The sequence below is a fragment of the Streptosporangium sp. NPDC000239 genome (assembly GCF_040300765.1).
In the GTDB taxonomy this organism is placed as follows: Bacteria; Actinomycetota; Actinomycetes; order Streptosporangiales; family Streptosporangiaceae; genus Streptosporangium.
Genome location: NZ_JBEPEI010000006.1, coordinates 21,590 through 35,916 on the forward strand (window position 1 = coordinate 21,590; position 14,327 = coordinate 35,916).

General features: G+C 71.6%; 10 protein-coding genes. 4 read left to right on the forward strand and 6 right to left on the reverse strand.

The window, feature by feature from the left end; genetic code table 11:
- Nucleotides 1–18: 18 nt before the first annotated feature.
- A complete protein-coding gene (locus ABT340_RS17380; RefSeq protein ID WP_352011755.1) occupies nt 19–1,626 on the reverse strand; it encodes a CocE/NonD family hydrolase in 1,608 nt (535 codons plus the stop codon).
- A 309-nt stretch (nt 1,627–1,935) separates the two neighbouring features.
- Here ABT340_RS17380 and ABT340_RS17385 point away from each other — a divergent pair, with 309 nt between their 5' ends.
- Together ABT340_RS17385 and thyX are read left to right on the forward strand one after the other, a co-directional pair.
- Nucleotides 1,936–4,080 (forward strand): anthranilate synthase component I, encoded by a 2,145-nt coding sequence (locus ABT340_RS17385; protein ID WP_352011756.1) that lies wholly within the window; start codon nt 1,936–1,938, stop codon nt 4,078–4,080.
- Between the two features lie 220 nt (nt 4,081–4,300).
- Nucleotides 4,301–5,935, forward strand: coding sequence for an FAD-dependent thymidylate synthase (gene thyX, locus ABT340_RS17390; protein WP_352011757.1), 1,635 nt, complete (start codon nt 4,301–4,303; stop codon nt 5,933–5,935).
- Between the two features lie 14 nt (nt 5,936–5,949).
- On the opposite strand, the gene ABT340_RS17395 is transcribed toward thyX, so the two are convergent.
- Genes ABT340_RS17395 through ABT340_RS17405 form a run of 3 tightly spaced genes read right to left on the reverse strand, consistent with a single transcriptional unit; the run spans nt 5,950 to nt 8,640 of the window.
- On the reverse strand, nt 5,950–6,687 hold the full coding sequence (locus tag ABT340_RS17395; RefSeq protein ID WP_352011758.1) for a hypothetical protein: 738 nt from the start codon (nt 6,685–6,687) through the stop codon (nt 5,950–5,952).
- Nucleotides 6,688–6,711: 24 nt separating this feature from the next.
- On the reverse strand, nt 6,712–7,098 hold the full coding sequence (locus tag ABT340_RS17400; protein WP_352011759.1) for a cupin domain-containing protein: 387 nt from the start codon (nt 7,096–7,098) through the stop codon (nt 6,712–6,714).
- 21 nt (nt 7,099–7,119) lie between these two features.
- Entirely contained in the window at nt 7,120–8,640 is a 1,521-nt protein-coding gene (locus ABT340_RS17405; RefSeq protein ID WP_352011760.1) for an MFS transporter, read from the reverse strand.
- A gap of 64 nt (nt 8,641–8,704) precedes the next feature.
- On the opposite strand from ABT340_RS17405, the gene ABT340_RS17410 reads away from it, so the two are divergent.
- Nucleotides 8,705–9,367 carry a TetR/AcrR family transcriptional regulator gene (locus tag ABT340_RS17410; protein ID WP_352011761.1) on the forward strand — a complete coding sequence of 221 codons (663 nt, stop codon included), beginning with the start codon at nt 8,705–8,707 and terminating at the stop codon, nt 9,365–9,367.
- Nucleotides 9,368–9,410: 43 nt separating this feature from the next.
- Here ABT340_RS17410 and ABT340_RS17415 read toward each other — a convergent pair whose 3' ends face one another.
- Complete coding sequence (locus ABT340_RS17415; RefSeq protein ID WP_352011762.1) at nt 9,411–12,242, reverse strand: BTAD domain-containing putative transcriptional regulator; 2,832 nt, start codon at nt 12,240–12,242, stop codon at nt 9,411–9,413.
- Between the two features lie 579 nt (nt 12,243–12,821).
- Between ABT340_RS17415 and ABT340_RS17420 the strand changes: the two genes are divergently transcribed.
- Entirely contained in the window at nt 12,822–13,160 is a 339-nt protein-coding gene (locus tag ABT340_RS17420; protein WP_352011763.1) for an alpha-amylase inhibitor, read from the forward strand.
- 191 nt (nt 13,161–13,351) lie between these two features.
- On the opposite strand, the gene ABT340_RS17425 is transcribed toward ABT340_RS17420, so the two are convergent.
- Entirely contained in the window at nt 13,352–14,326 is a 975-nt protein-coding gene (locus ABT340_RS17425) for a M24 family metallopeptidase (protein WP_352011764.1), read from the reverse strand.
- Between the last annotated feature and the right edge of the window lies 1 nt (nt 14,327).

The following is a 14,327-nucleotide window of genomic DNA, read 5'->3' on the forward strand; positions in this document are numbered from 1 at the left end:
CCTAACCCCGCCCCGCTCTCAGCCGGCCACGAGCGGCAGCACGACCGCCGAGGGACGGACGGGGTCGTGGAAGACCTCGTGCAGGCAGGCGACCATCGCGCTGCCGGTACCCAGCGGCTCTCCGGTACCGAGGTTGCGGGCGATGCGGGGGTAGGCGCCGCCCGCGACCTGCAGACGGATGCGGTGACCCCTGCGGAAGCGGTGGCCGACCGGCCACAGGTCGACCAGGACACGGCGCACGCCGTCCACGTCGGGCTGGGGAGAGCCGGGAAGCAGGCGGCGCACGCCGTCGCACACGTCGTAGGAGGTGCCGTCGGGGTGCACGTCGCAGACGCGGACGACCACGTCGGCGTGCTCGGTACTCGTCCTGACGTACAGCTCGGCCCGGACCGGGCCGATCACGTCGGTGTCCTCGCGCAGCTCGGGCCCGGTGTAGACGAGCACGTCACGGCGGGCCTCAAGGCGCCGGTTGTCCCGCGGCTCGGAGTTGCCCAGCAGGACGGGGCCGCCCAGCGCGGGGGTCGGGTGCGCGGGGTCGTAGCGGTAGCGGTCCGGCTCGCCGGGGGAGGGGCTGTCCGGGGAGAGAGCCCGGCCGGGCTGCAGGTGCCAGCGTCGTTCCCGCATGCCGGGAACCGGCCAGTCGGGGTAATCGCGCCACTCGCCCGCGCCCGTGACGTACAGCCTGACCGGCTGCCGGCGCAGGCCGGAGGGATCGCCGAGCAGGTGCGCCCTGAACCAGGCGAGCGCGTCGGCATTGGCGGCCCTGCCGTGCCGGACGTCGGCGTGGTACCACGGCCCGATCGTCAGCTGGGGGCGTCTGCCCGCGGCCCGCATCGCCGTGTAGTCCTTGATCTGCCACGGCAGGAACACGTCGTACCAGCCGCCGACCATGGTGACGGCGGCCCCGACCTCGCCGACGGAGGCGGAGAAGTCACGTGCCGCCCAGTAGGACCCGGGGTCGGCGTGGTGGGTCAGCAGGTCCTGGAAGAACGGCAGATCCCGGCCCGCCGACAGCACGTCCATCTCCCCGAGGGGCCGCCCGGACAGCGCCGCCCGCCTGGTCCTGCGCGGCGCGAGGAGGGCGGCGGCACCGCCGAACGGGCCGTCGATCGAGGCGGTCAGCGTGATCCACATCAGCGTGGACTCCAACGCGAACGCCCCGCCCACGTAGGCGGCGTCACGGAACTGGGAGGCGGTCACCGAGGTCGCCATGGCCTTCAGGTCGGGGCCGGCGAACGGGGCGATCGCCCACTGGGCGTAGCCGAGGTAGGAGGGGCCGTGCATCGCGAGGTCGCCGCCGTACCAGGGCTGGGCGCGCAGCCAGGCGAGGGTGGCCAGGCCGTCGTCGTGCTCGTCGCCGAGCGGGTCGAGCAGCCCGCCGGAGCCGAACCCGCCCCGGCAGCTCTGCAGCACGACCTGGAACCCGTGCCGGGCGAACGCCCTGCCGTAGGCGAACCCGAACATCCCCCGCCTGCCGTACGGCGAGCGGACCAGGATGGTCGGCGGGCGCACGGCGCCGACGGGCGCGTAGCGGTCGGCCAGCAGGACGACCCCGTCGGCCATGGGCACGGGCAGATCGCGCTGGATCGTGACCCGGTGCGCGGACCGCGGCCATGTGATCGTCATGCGGCCTCCTCACCTGGCCTTTTACTCGCCGGTAACGAAACTGCCCTCCTCCCTACTGGTAACAGAAGAAGGGGCGTGACGGCTACCCGGCCGCCACGCCGCAGGGGCGGTCACGTTGCATGATCACAGTTTCCGCCGCTAGTCTTGTGGCATGCGACACCCCGAAACCCAGCAGTGGTGGCGCCGCTTCTAGGCGGCGCGGGTTTCGCATTCGCGAGAGCACACAGACGGCCGCCCCGAGTGAGGCGGCCTTTTCTGTGTCAGCCGCCTCTTTGAGGGCCCAGGAGAACCTAGAGGGACGAGGCAGCAGTGGAGACGAGCGGATATACCACCGCGGGGGGCATAGAGGTCGAGGTCACCGCCTCCGACGTGCCCGAGACGATGCTTGAGGATGTCGTCACGACGCTCGGTGAGCGTCGCGGCGGCGTGCTGTCCTCCGGCATGGAGTACCCCGGCCGCTACAGCCGGTGGCATCTCGCCTACGTCGACCCCTGCCTTGAGATCGTGGCCCGGGGACGCAGGATCTCCGCCCGCGCCCTGAACGCCCGCGGCCGGGTCGTGCTGCCCGCCGTCGCCTCCTGCCTGCTCGCCGCGGGCAAGCCGACCGGTGAGCCGACCGCCGACCACGTCGAGGTGTACGTCGCCGAGTCCGAGGACATCCTCCCCGAGGAGATGCGCAGCCGCCGTCCCACCGTCTTCACCGCGATCCGCGAGGTGGTCGCGGCCTTCGCGGGCCAGGACGAGCACCTGGGGCTCTACGGCGCCTTCGGCTACGACCTGGCCTTCCAGTTCGAGCCGATCAGGCAGGTGCTCACCCGCGCCAAGGACCAGCGTGACCTCGTGCTGCACCTGCCCGACCGGGTGATGGTCATCGACCGTAAGCGGGAGACCAGCAAGGAGTTCCGCTACGAGTTCACCGTGGACGGCGTCTCGACCAGGGGCCTGCCCCGCGAGGGGGAGAGCGTCCCGCTGCCCCCGGTCCCCACCGAGCTGCCCGCGGACCCGGAGCGGGGCACCTACGCCCAGGTCGTCGCCGCGGCCAAGGAGAAGTTCGTCCGCGGCGACCTGTTCGAGGTCGTGCCCGGCCAGGTCTTCCACTCCTCCTGCACCGACCCGGCAGCCTTCTACCGGACGCTGCGCAAGGTCAACCCGGCGCCGTACGAGTTCCTGTTCAACCTCGGTGAGGACGAGCACCTCGTCGGCGCCTCCCCCGAGATGTACGTCAGGGTCAACGGCGACCGCGTCGAGACCTGCCCCATCTCCGGCACCATCGCGCGCGGCAGCACCCCGATCGAGGACGCCGAGGCGATCCGCACCCTCCTGTCCAGCGTGAAGGAGGAGTCGGAGCTGACGATGTGCACCGACGTCGACCGCAACGACAAGTCCCGTATCTGCGTGCCGGGGACCGTCCAGGTCATCGGCAGGCGCCAGATCGAGATGTACTCGCGGCTCATCCACACCGTGGACCACATCGAGGGACGCCTGCGGCCCGGGTTCGACGCGCTGGACGCCTTCCTCACCCACATGTGGGCCGTCACCGTCACCGGCGCCCCCAAGACCTGGGCGATGCAGTTCATCGAGGACCACGAGGCGACCACCAGGCGCTGGTACGGCGGCGCGGTCGGCTACATCGGCTTCGACGGCTCCATGAACACCGGCCTCACCCTGCGCACCGCGCAGATCCGCGGCGGGGTCGCCACCGTCAGGGCCGGCGCCACGCTGCTGTTCGACTCCGACCCCGAGGCCGAGGAGCGGGAGACCGAGCTCAAGGCGAGCGCACTGCTCGGCGCTCTGGCGGCGGTCAGCGCGGGACAGACCGACCAGGCGGTCGAGGAGCGGGCCCCCGCCGTACGGCCCGGCGAGGGCATGAAGGTGCTGCTCGTCGACCACGAGGACTCCTTCGTCAACACGCTGGCCGACTACTTCCGCCAGCAGGGCGCCGAGGTCGTCACGCTCAGGCACGGGTTCCCGGTGCGGATGATCGACGAGATCGCGCCGTCGCTCGTGGTGCTGTCGCCCGGACCCGGCTGGCCCTCCGACTTCGGCCTGAGCGGGCTCATCGAGGCGCTCTACGAGCGGGACCTGCCGGTCTTCGGCGTCTGCCTCGGCCTGCAGGGCATGGTCGAGCAGGCGGGCGGAAGCCTCGACCTGCTGTCCTACCCCGAGCACGGCAAGCGGGGCAGGGTCAGGAGGCTCGGTGAGAGCGCGCTGCTCGACGGCCTGCCCGAGGAGTTCACCGCCGCCCGCTACCACTCGCTGCACGCCAAGCAGCCGGGAGTCGCGGGCTTCACCGCGACCGCCCTCACCCCGGACGGCGCGGTGATGGCGATCGAGGACGTGGCCAGGCGGCGCTTCGCCGTACAGTTCCACCCCGAGTCGATCCTCACCGCGGAGGGCGGCGCCGGGGCGAGGATCATCGCCAACGTGCTGGAACTCTGCAGGACCTCGCACTGAGGAGACGCCGGACCGCATGGGAGGGCCGTGAGGCGCCGCTCCCGGTGTGAGGCCGGTGTCGGGCCACGGGCGGATCGGTGCCGGTTCGCCCGTGGCCGCCCCGTGGCCGCCCCGTGGCCGCTTCGCGGCCGGGTTCGGGAAACGCGCGCCGCGTCTGTGGTCTTCTGGGGCCGCCGGTAGGGTTGAGCCGCCCCAACCCCGACGCAGGAGGTCTTCGCCCGTGGACGACAGCAGGCCCCGTTTCCTCGACGACGTCACCGTCGAACTGGTCAAGCACAGCGCCTCGGACTCCGACGTGCTCTGGGCGGCCCGGGTGTCCACCGCGGGGGAGCAGTCCATCGAGGAGATCAACAAGGACCCCGAGCGCTCGAAGGGCCTGATCAACTTCCTGATGCGCGACCGTCACGGCACCCCTTTCGAGCACAACTCCATGACCTTCCTGGTCAGGGCGCCGATCTTCGTCTTCCGTGAGTTCCAGCGCCACAGGGTCGGATGGTGCCTCGCGGGCGACTCCGAGATCACGCTGGTAAGCGAGAAGGGACACATCCGGCGGCGCACGATCGAAGAGCTCTACCGGCTCTGGCATCACGGTGTGCAGGACGCCGTGCCCCGGTCGGGCGGTGGCGTGACCTGGCATCGGAAGGCCGGAAAGTGGAACGCTCAGGTCAAGCGCGCGAACCAGGTGCACTACCTGGGGCTGTACGAGGCGCGGGAAGCCGCTGAGCAAGCGGTGGCGGCTTTCAGGGCGGCGAATCCCACAAGGCGGCTGAGAAGGCTTGAGTCGGTTCGCCGTAACCATGTCCGGTGCTATGACGAGACGACGTTGCTGGCCTCCCGCGCGAAGATCCTCGACGTCATGGAGTCCGGGGTCAAGCAACTGATCCGTCTGACCACCGCGAGCGGGGAGACGCTGAGATGCTCCGTGGACCACGCGGTTCTCACCCCCGACGGATGGCGGAAGGCAGGAGAGCTTGAGGCCGGGGACGCTCTCATGGTCGGGGGAACCGCTCCGAAGCCCTCCGAGGCGCTGATTCCTCCCTCACTGCGCAGAGGAATCGGAGTCTGGACCTCCATGAGGAGGAGCCGGCTCATCAAGGAGTCGGATACGTGCTACCTCTGCTCGGGAGAGTTCGCACGCGATGACCTGGTTCTCGACCATGTAGTCCCCGTTGCGGCCGACCTGCTGAAGGCTCTTGACGAGAGCAACCTCATGCCTGCCTGCCGATCGTGCCACCGCGAGAAGAGCGACACCGAGCAGGCGCTCGCCAAGCGCGGAGGCAAGGTTTCGGTCGCCAAATCCAGCCTGATCGTCTCCATTGAGGAAGACGGTGAGGAAATGACCTATGACCTGGCGGTCGAGGGGCCCTGGCATAACTTCCTCGCCAACAACGTTGTCGTTCACAATTCCTACAACGAGGAGAGCGGGAGATATCGGGAGCTCCAGCCTGACTTCTACGTTCCCGGTCCCGAGCGCAGGCTGGTGCAGGAGGGGCGGCCCGGCAAGTACGTCTTCGTCGAGGGCACCGAGGAGCAGTACAAGATCGTCACAGAGGCGATGGAGTCGGCCTACCGGCAGGCCTACGAGGCCTACCAGGAGATGCTGGAGGCCGGGATCGCCCGCGAGGTGGCCAGGGCCGTGCTGCCGGTCGGCCTGTTCTCCTCGATGTACGCCACGTGCAACGCCCGCTCGCTGATGCACTTCCTGTCGCTGCGCACCAAGAGTGAGCAGGCCAAGGTGCCGTCGTTCCCGCAGCGGGAGATCGAGATGGTCGCCGAGCGGATGGAGGCGGCCTGGGCGGGGCTGATGCCCCTGACCCACGCCGCCTTCGTGACCAACGGCCGGGTCGCCCCGTAGGGGCCTGCCGGGTCTCAGTGCGTGGAGGCCCGGTAGAGGTAGAACCCGAAGGACCAGTAGCCGCTGTTGTCCCCGGGGTTGGGGTCGTTGACGCCGAACAGCAGCCGGACGGGCGGTCCCGACCAGACCGTGCAGCCGCCGAACGCGGTCGCCTGGTGGATCGGCCCCACCCAGCCGCCGGGGTCGTTGTTGAACCGCAGGATCGCCGAGTACTCCAGCGACCCCGGGTACGGCCAGCCGGTGCTCGGCGCCGGGACGCCGTTGCCGTCCGGTGGGTAGCTCGGCCCCCAGGGCCAACTGTCGAACTTGACCTTGTAGTAGCTGGACGACAGCAGGAGGAAGACGTCGCCGTCCTGGAGGAGGTTGGGCGGGTTGCTTCCCTGGGGGATGCCCCCGCCGCCGTTGCCGTAGACCCTGAAGTCGCCGATGCTGAAGTCGGCCGACTCGCTGCGCCGGCAGGCGGCCAGGGCGCCCGCGGTGTCGGCGTGCGCGACCTGTGGTGCGGCGGGTACGGCGGCCAGGGGGACGAGCGCCAGCGCGGCGGAGGCCAGCGCCCTGCCGACGCGGGATCCGCAGGGCCGGGTGCCGGTGTGACGTGACGATCCGGACGGGGACATGGCGAGCCTTTCGAGGACGAGGACGGGACGCCCGGCCGGGGCGTGCCCGGAGGCCCGCCAGAGGCGGCCGGTCGTGTCCTGAGGATCCGGCCGGGTCCGTCCCCGGGAGAAGGGGGAGGCCATATGTCCGTACAAGGCCGTACAGCCTCCCGGTCGCGTTCATCCCAGGCGTTTCTCCAGGAGGGTGCCACGGCGCAGGGTGACGGACATCAGGTCGCTGGGGCCGTCGAGTTCCAGGCGGTGCCAGCGGCCACGCGGGACGACGAAGGCGGTTCCCGCGGTGAGCGTGACCGCCGTCTCGCGCTGTTCCCGGTCCTGCGGCCGCAGGTAGAGCCGGGCGCCGCCGCTCAGCACGCACACCGCCTCGTCGGCGGCCGGGTGCATCTCCCAGTGGTCGGCGTGGACGTCCTCGTCGGTCTCGACGTGGAAGGCGGCGACGGTCCAGCCGCCGGAGTCGCCGGTCATCCGCCGTGGTCCGGGCAGGACCGTCCCGTCGTCGTCGAGGTGGATGCCGAGGGAGAACATGTCGATGGGCGTGGTGTTCACGGTGAGGTCGCCTTTCTGTGGTTATTCGTGGGTTCCGGCTGTGGCCACGGCCTCCGGCGGAGCCGTGGCCCGCAGGGGGTTCGTGGCTTCCAGAGGGGCCTCCAGAGGGGCCTCCGGCGGGGTCTCGGGGGCGGGCCTGACCGTACGGCCGCGCCTGGGCAGCACCGTCACGGCGACGGCGACCGCGGCGGCCAGCAGGACGCCGGAGACGGCCAGGCCGAGGGAGTAGCCCGAGGTGACGGCGGCGGGGGTGGTGCCCGTTCCGGTACGGCCCGCCGCGACGGTGGTCAGGGCGGCCAGGCCCACGGAGCCGCCGAGCTGCCTTGAGCTGTTGAGCAGTCCGGAGGCCATGCCCGCCTCGTGTGGCGCGACGCCCGCCGTTCCCGCGGCGGCCAGCGGGGCGAAGCACATGCCCAGGCCGACGCTGGTGACCAGCGAGGGGCCGAGGACGTCCACGGCGAAGTTTCCCGAGGGGTCGATCAGGCTGAACCAGCCGAAGCCGATCGCGGCGAGCACGCCACCGGGGATCAGCAGGGTGCGGGGAGCGTGCCGGGCGGAGACCCCGGTGGCGATGACGGTTCCCACCACCGTGCCGAAGGTGAAGGGCAGGAACGCCAGGCCGGTCGCGGTCGCGCTCATGCGCAGCACGCCCTGCATGTAGAGGGAGACGAAGTAGAAGGCGGCGAACATGCCCGCGCCCGCCAGGAAGATGAACAGGTTGGCCCCGGCGATCGAACGGTTCCGCAGCAGGCCGAGCCGGATCATCGGGGTTCTCGGGCCCCTGGACCGTGCGGCCTCGACCAGGACGAACACGGCCAGCAGCGCGACGGCCGCCGCGAGCGTGCCCAGCGTGACCGCCGAGGTCCAGCCCTCCTCGCTCGCGCGGACGACGCCGAGGACCAGCAGGGTCACCCCGCAGGTGCCGAGGAACGCGCCGAGCAGGTCGGGACGCTCCCCCTGGGCCCGGCGCCGGTCGGCGGGGACGGACGTCACGGTGAGCGCCAGCGCGGCCACCACGACGGGCACGTTGACCAGCATCACCCAGCGCCATCCCACGTGGTCGGTCAGCAGGCCTCCGGCGAGCACTCCCGTGGCTCCGCCGGCGGCGTTGACCGCGCTCCACACCCCCAGCGCCCTGGTACGGCCCGGGCCTTCGGGGAAGGTCGTGGTCAGTGTCGCCAGTGCGGCGGGGACCAGTGCCGCGGCGGCCAGGCCCTGGACCGCGCGGGCGGCCACCAGCAGGTCCGCCGACTGGGCCAGTCCTCCGGCCAGGGAGGACAGGCCGAACAGGCCGAGGCCCACGGAGAGGAGTCCGCGTCTGCCGTACAGGTCGGACATCCTGCCGCCGAGCAGCAGCAGGCCGCCGAAGGCCAGCGTGTAGGCGTGGACGACCCACTGCAGCCGGGCGGCGCCGAAGCCCAGGTCGGCGCGGATCGCGGGCAGCGCGACATTGACGATCGAGATGTCGAGGGCCGCCATGAACTGCGCGGCGGCCACCGCCGTCAGTATCAGCCCGGGGTGGCCGATGCCTTTTTTGTACATGTATAAAAACTAGCCCGGCCGGGACGCGGGCGTCAACGCCACGGGGTGGGCCATCATGGATCCCATGTCACAGTCGGTTCCGCAACGCCCGCGGGTGGGCAGGCCACCACGGATCTCCCGGGAGGAGGTCCTGGCCGCCGCCCGCAGGATCGTCGAGGAGGGCGGCGTGGGAAGCCTGACGATGCGGCGGCTGGCCGCGGAGGTCGGCAGCACGCCGATGGCGCTCTACCACCACGTCAAGGACAAGGAGGAGTTGCTGCTGCTGCTCCTGGACGACTACGCCGCGGGACTGGCGCGCCCGGCACTGCCGGAGGAGCCCAGGGAACGGCTGGTCACCGCCGCGCTGGCGATGCACGACGCGCTCGCCGGATGCCCGTGGGTCGTCGAGGTCCTCGTCGCCGACGACCTGATGTCCGACGCCGGGCTCTGGTACGCGGAGCACATCGTCGAGGCGGCCGTGGCCTGCGGTCTCACCCCGGAACAGGCCGTTCACGCCTACCGGTCCGTCTGGTACTACACCGCCGGGGAGATCATCATCAGGGCGGCAGGGCGCAGGCGCGCCGCCGAGGACCGGCCGACCCACCGCGAACGGGTCTTCGCCGACCTGGACCGGGAGGCGCTGCCCAGACTGGCGTCGATCGGCGGTCGGTGGACCGCGCTCACCGCGGAGGACACCTACCGCCAGGGGCTCGAAGCCCTCGTCGGGGGACTGCTCCCACGCGCGTAGGCCGCCGGGGGCCGCGTACTCGGGCTGGGTGCCGGAACGATCCTCAGCCGCCTCGGCCGCGGCTCGTCGGCGGGACGCCGCACCTGGCCGCCAGGCGTTCCTCCAGACGGGCGTGCCGGAACTGGTACACCGCGCCCACCTGGCGCAACACCCCCCGCCGGTGCGCGTCGTCGAGGAAGCGCATGAGGTGGAGCGGGATGTGCCCCCGGGCGGCCAGCCAGAGCCGGACGACGGTGAAGGCGCCCCACGCGCGGGCGAGGCCGACCGTGAGTCCCCCCGCGAGGCCGAACAGCGCGCCCACCGTCAGGGCGTTGGCGAGGCTGGGCGCGCGGGAGAAGATCAGTCCGCCGACCACGGTTCCGGCGAGCCCGTACGCCGCACCGCCGAGGTTGCCCAGCAGGAAACGGCCCAGCAGTCCCGACGCCAGGCCTGCGGCGCAGGCGAGTCCGAGGTCGAAGGTTCCCCCCAGGACGGGGACGAACCGGATCTCGCGTGTGAAGGCGAAGGCCACGGTGTAGAACAGCCCCAGCGACGCCATGAAGGACAGGGTGAACGCCCAGGTGGCGATGCGGTCGTTGCGCAGCACGAGGGGCGGGCTGGAAACGCGGTTGACGTCGACCGGGGTGGCCAGCCAGACGTGCAGGCCGACGCCGAGACCGAAGACGGTGGCGAGCAGGCCGATCATCTCCGCGGACAACGACCAGCCGAGGCCGAGGCTGACCCCGATCACCACTCCGATCCCGAAGCGCCCCAGGAATCTCGTCGCGGTGCTGCGAAAGTGCAGCTCCACCCGCAGCGGCCCCGGACGCCGCCCCAGCGTGTGGACGCCGCAGCCCGCCGCCGCGAAGAACAGCCCGTAGACCAGTCCGATCAGCGGGCCGCCCGCGAGCCACCCGGTGATCCAGAACAGCAGGGCGGCGGGCATGCCGAGCAGCAGGCCGCCGACGGGCCTCGGCACGGCGCGGTCGAGCCGCCACCAGGCGAGGTCGTGGGTGCGGGTCCGGTTCAGGTGCCGGGCGAGGAAGGCCAGCCACCGTTCGGCGTGGTCGACGTCGTAGGCACGCGCGGGCACGGGCCGCTCGTGCCGCAGGGGCGGCTCCGGCCAGGACGCGTAGACGGCCGGTAGGTAGGCGTCCAGCAGGTGCCCCTCTATCGCGGCCCGATCGCCGAACCGGGCCGGGTCGCACAGCTCGGCGGGCACGGTCGACGGGTGGGCGTAGGCCGTACGGGCGAGATCGATCATCAGGGGGGTGCGCAGTGACTGGGCGAGCGCGCCGCCCGGGTGCCGCCGCAGGTGGTCGATCACGGGCTGCCAGCGCTCCTCACCCACCCGCCTGCGCGCGGTGAGGAAGTCGACGGCGTCTTCGAGGGCGACGGGCTCGATCTCCACGACCGCCGCGCGCGCGAGGATCGCGCCCGCCTGGTCCGCCGCCAGCTCGTACTCCTCGCTACGGCAGGTCACCACCAGGGGCCGGTCACCCGCCACGGCCCTGTCGAGGGCGTCGATGGCCGCCGCGCGCAGGCCGGGCGGTATCTCGTCGAGGCCGTCGAGCACGGGCAGGACCCGGTTCTCGACCACCAGCCGCGTCGTCGCGTCCCGTCCGTAGACGGCGGTGTTCGCCAGCCCGGGGTACTCCTGGACGAGCGTGCGGGCGAGCCAGCGGTGTATGTGCTCCCGGTGCGGGTTCCACGAGGCCAGCGAGAACAGCACCGGCACCGGCTCGCCGGGCCGGTGGTCCGCGAGCAGACCGAGGGTGAACAGGATCGCCAGCACCGACTTGCCCGCGCCGGGGCCGCCCAGCACCACCAGTTGGCGCGTGGGCACCTGCCGGAACCTGGCGAGCAGGTCGGTGAGGCCACCGCTCGGCATCGGCCGGTCCGGGTCCTCGGCCGATCGGCCGTACGGCGGTGCGGCGGCCACCGCCGCCACCTGACGCCTGGTCTCCGACCATCTCAGCGGCACCGGTTCCGGCCGGTTCAGCGAGCGCACCTCGGCCTCGGCCGTCCACTGCCGGGTGATCACCATGACCAGCTCCTGCACCGCCCGGTCGAGACGGGGCGGCTCCGGGGCGGCGGGCCCCGGTCGCGGAGCCGGCGCGGATCCCGGCTCCCGCACGGCGGGCACGGGCGGGGAGAGGTCCACCTCGCCGCGCAGGACACGTTCGTACAGCTCACGGACCTCGGCCCCGGGGTCGACGCCGAGTTCCTCGGCGAGCCTTTCCCGCAGCCGGTGGAACACCTCTATCGCCTCGGCCTGCCTGCCGCAGCGGGTCAACGCGAGCATCAGTTGCGCGTGCGGCCTTTCCCGCAGCGGGTGCTCGGTGACGAGTTCCACCAGCTCGTCCGCGACCTCGCGGTGCTCACCCAGCGCCAGTTGCCAGTCCACGCACTGTTCGAGCGCGTCGAGCCGCTGCTCGTCGAGCCGCCTGGCGCGGGCGGTCAGCGCGGCGGTGCCCAGGCCGTCGAGCGCGGGGCCGCGCCACAGCCGCAGCGCCGAGCGCATCTCCAGTACGGCCTCCGCCGGCTCGCCGGCCGCCGCGAGCACACGCGCGGTGGCGATCCGGCGGGTGAAGCAGAGCAGGTCCAGTTGGTCCTCGGTCACGGCCACGCGGTATCCCCGGCCGTCGGTGGCGATGACCTGGCATTCGGTGTCCCCGAGACGCCCCCGCAACGCCGAGACACAGTTCTGGATCTGCTTGGTCGCCGTCGCGGGCGGCTCGTCGTCCCAGGTCGCCTCGACCAGCTTCGACACCGGTACCACGGCGCCGGGCGTCAGCAGCAGCATCGCGAGCACCCGCTGGTGCCGGGTGCTGGGCAGGGTCACCCTGTTCTGGCCGTCCCAGACTTCCAATGTCCCGAGTACGAGAAATTTCATCTCAATGATTTCCCCCCAAAACCGATGCTATCTGGCCAATTAGCGGCCGGGAGTGATTTCGAAGGACGCCGTGATGACGGCGCGATGACGCCGTGAGGACGGTCTCCGCCACGGTGGGAGTCGTCCGGTTCGCACGCCGGACGACGGAAAGAGGCGAGAAGTCGTGGATCGCGAAAGGAGAATGCCCGTGGCCTGAATCTCGCGGCGAGAACCGCTCACGGTGACCGTGACATCGGCGGTGGTCCGGCCAAGGACGGACGCCACCGCCGGCGCTCCGCGCGGAAGATCCCTTCACCGGATCGTCCTCTCCTCCCCTCGGGTGAAGTTCGACGGGGACCACCGAACTGTCCTTACGGGGATCGAGGGCGCCTCACCGCACGACGGAGCGCTGCGTTGGAACTCCCTGCTTTCTTCGTTTTCGGGCAGCCGGAAAATCCGGAACTGCCGGAGGCGTTCGGTTTATACGGCCCCGGGGGCGGTCGCGGATATTTCGAATCGCCGAACAAGCCAAGAAAGCGTGGCAACGACGGTTTTCCCGTCATTCCACCACAACCGGTACGAATCTCTTCAGGAGGACTCATGAGCAAACTGAGCGCGTCCGCGCTGGCACTGTTCGCCGCGGCCGGGCTGAGCCTGGCGGCCGTTCCGGCGGCGCAGGCCCAGTCCGCCGCCCAGCCGGCAGGCGTGACCGCGCAGGTGCTGGGCAACGCGCCCTCCTGCGTCACCGTCTGGCAGAAGACAGGCAGGATCACCAAGACCGGCTACGCCCGCAACGACTGCAGAGGCCGTACCCTCAACCTCAAGATCGTGTGGGCGCACGGCGCGGACGGCTCCTGCCAGACCGTGAGGCCGGGCGGGACCATCAGCAGCAAGGTCGCGCGGGGCGGCCGCACATTCGACGGCGCGAACATCTGCTGAACCGAAGGCGCGGGGCCCCTCCGGAACCACTCCGGAGAAAGGCGGTGAGATCCCGCTCCCGGTCGTCCCGGCCGGGCGGGATCTCCAGGGAGGCCGCCGGACGAGGGACGTGGTGACACGAGGACGGGGGCCGGTCATGGCCCGCCACGGTGGCGGGCCATGACCCACGGCGTCCTCCTCCGGCAGGAGGGTCAGTGGTCGATGACGTGGAAGGCCGGGGAGGTCGTGGTGAGGCGGGTGGCGCCCTGGGGGGCGCAGACCGCGATGTCGGCCACCCTCGCGCCGAACAGCTCCGGCAGGTAGATCGACGGCTCCAGGCACACCGTCATGCCGGAGGTCAGTACGGTCTCGTCGCCGGGGACGAGCCAGGGGGCCTCGTCGGGGCCGAGGCCGATGCCTCGTCCTGGGCGTGGCCCGGCGTAGTTGCCGTAGCCGCTGCCCTCGATCACCTCCCGCGCGATCCGCCCGACCTCCGCCGCCGTCACGCCGGGCCGCAGCGCGTCCAGGGCGGCGTGTTGCGCGGCGAGGACGACCGAGTACATCGCCTCGAAGTCCTCCGGCGGCTCGGCGACCGCGAACACGCGGGCCACCTCGGAGCAGTAGCCGCCCCACCTGCCGCAGACCGAGACCAGCAGCGCGTCGCCCGGGTTGATCACCCGGTCGCACGGCACGTGCCGGGGCAGGGCGGTGTGCTCACCGGCGGCGACGAGCACCGACAGCACCTCCTCGCACCCCGTCTCGACCATCATGGCCCACAGCCTGCGCGCCATCGCTCGCTCGGTGGTGCCGAACCACGCCAGCTCGCGGGCCATGAGCAGGACGGCGTCCGCCGCCGAGGCCGCGCGTTCCGTCGCCGCGACCTCGGCGGGACCTCTGCGCGACCTGAGCGGGGCCAGCACGGCCGAGGCCAGCACGACCTCGGCCTCGACGCGCAGGGAGAACAGCTCCCACGCGCGCATCTCCGGGTCCACGCCGACGCGGCGCGCCGAGGGCGGGATGAGCGCCGCGGCCTCCAGCGGCTCCGCCGCGGCGGTGGGCGGACGGTCATGGGTCAGGACGAGGTATCCGTCGCCCTGGCCGCCCAGATAGCGGAAGTCGGGGGAGGGGCGCAGCACCAGGGCGTCGATCCCCTCCTCGGCCATCCTGAGCCGCACCTCGTCGATCATG

Excerpts from the sequence above, each read along its gene's own strand:
- ABT340_RS17380 (WP_352011755.1), bottom strand. The coding sequence starts at position 1,626 with ATGACGATCACATGGCCGCGGTCCGCGCACCGGGTCACGATCCAGCGC.
- ABT340_RS17405 (WP_352011760.1), bottom strand. The coding sequence starts at position 8,640 with ATGTACAAAAAAGGCATCGGCCACCCCGGGCTGATACTGACGGCGGTG.
- ABT340_RS17410 (WP_352011761.1), top strand. The coding sequence starts at position 8,705 with ATGTCACAGTCGGTTCCGCAACGCCCGCGGGTGGGCAGGCCACCACGG.
- ABT340_RS17415 (WP_352011762.1), bottom strand. The coding sequence starts at position 12,242 with ATGAAATTTCTCGTACTCGGGACATTGGAAGTCTGGGACGGCCAGAAC.
- ABT340_RS17420 (WP_352011763.1), top strand. The coding sequence starts at position 12,822 with ATGAGCAAACTGAGCGCGTCCGCGCTGGCACTGTTCGCCGCGGCCGGG.
- ABT340_RS17425 (WP_352011764.1), bottom strand. The coding sequence starts at position 14,326 with ATGATCGACGAGGTGCGGCTCAGGATGGCCGAGGAGGGGATCGACGCC.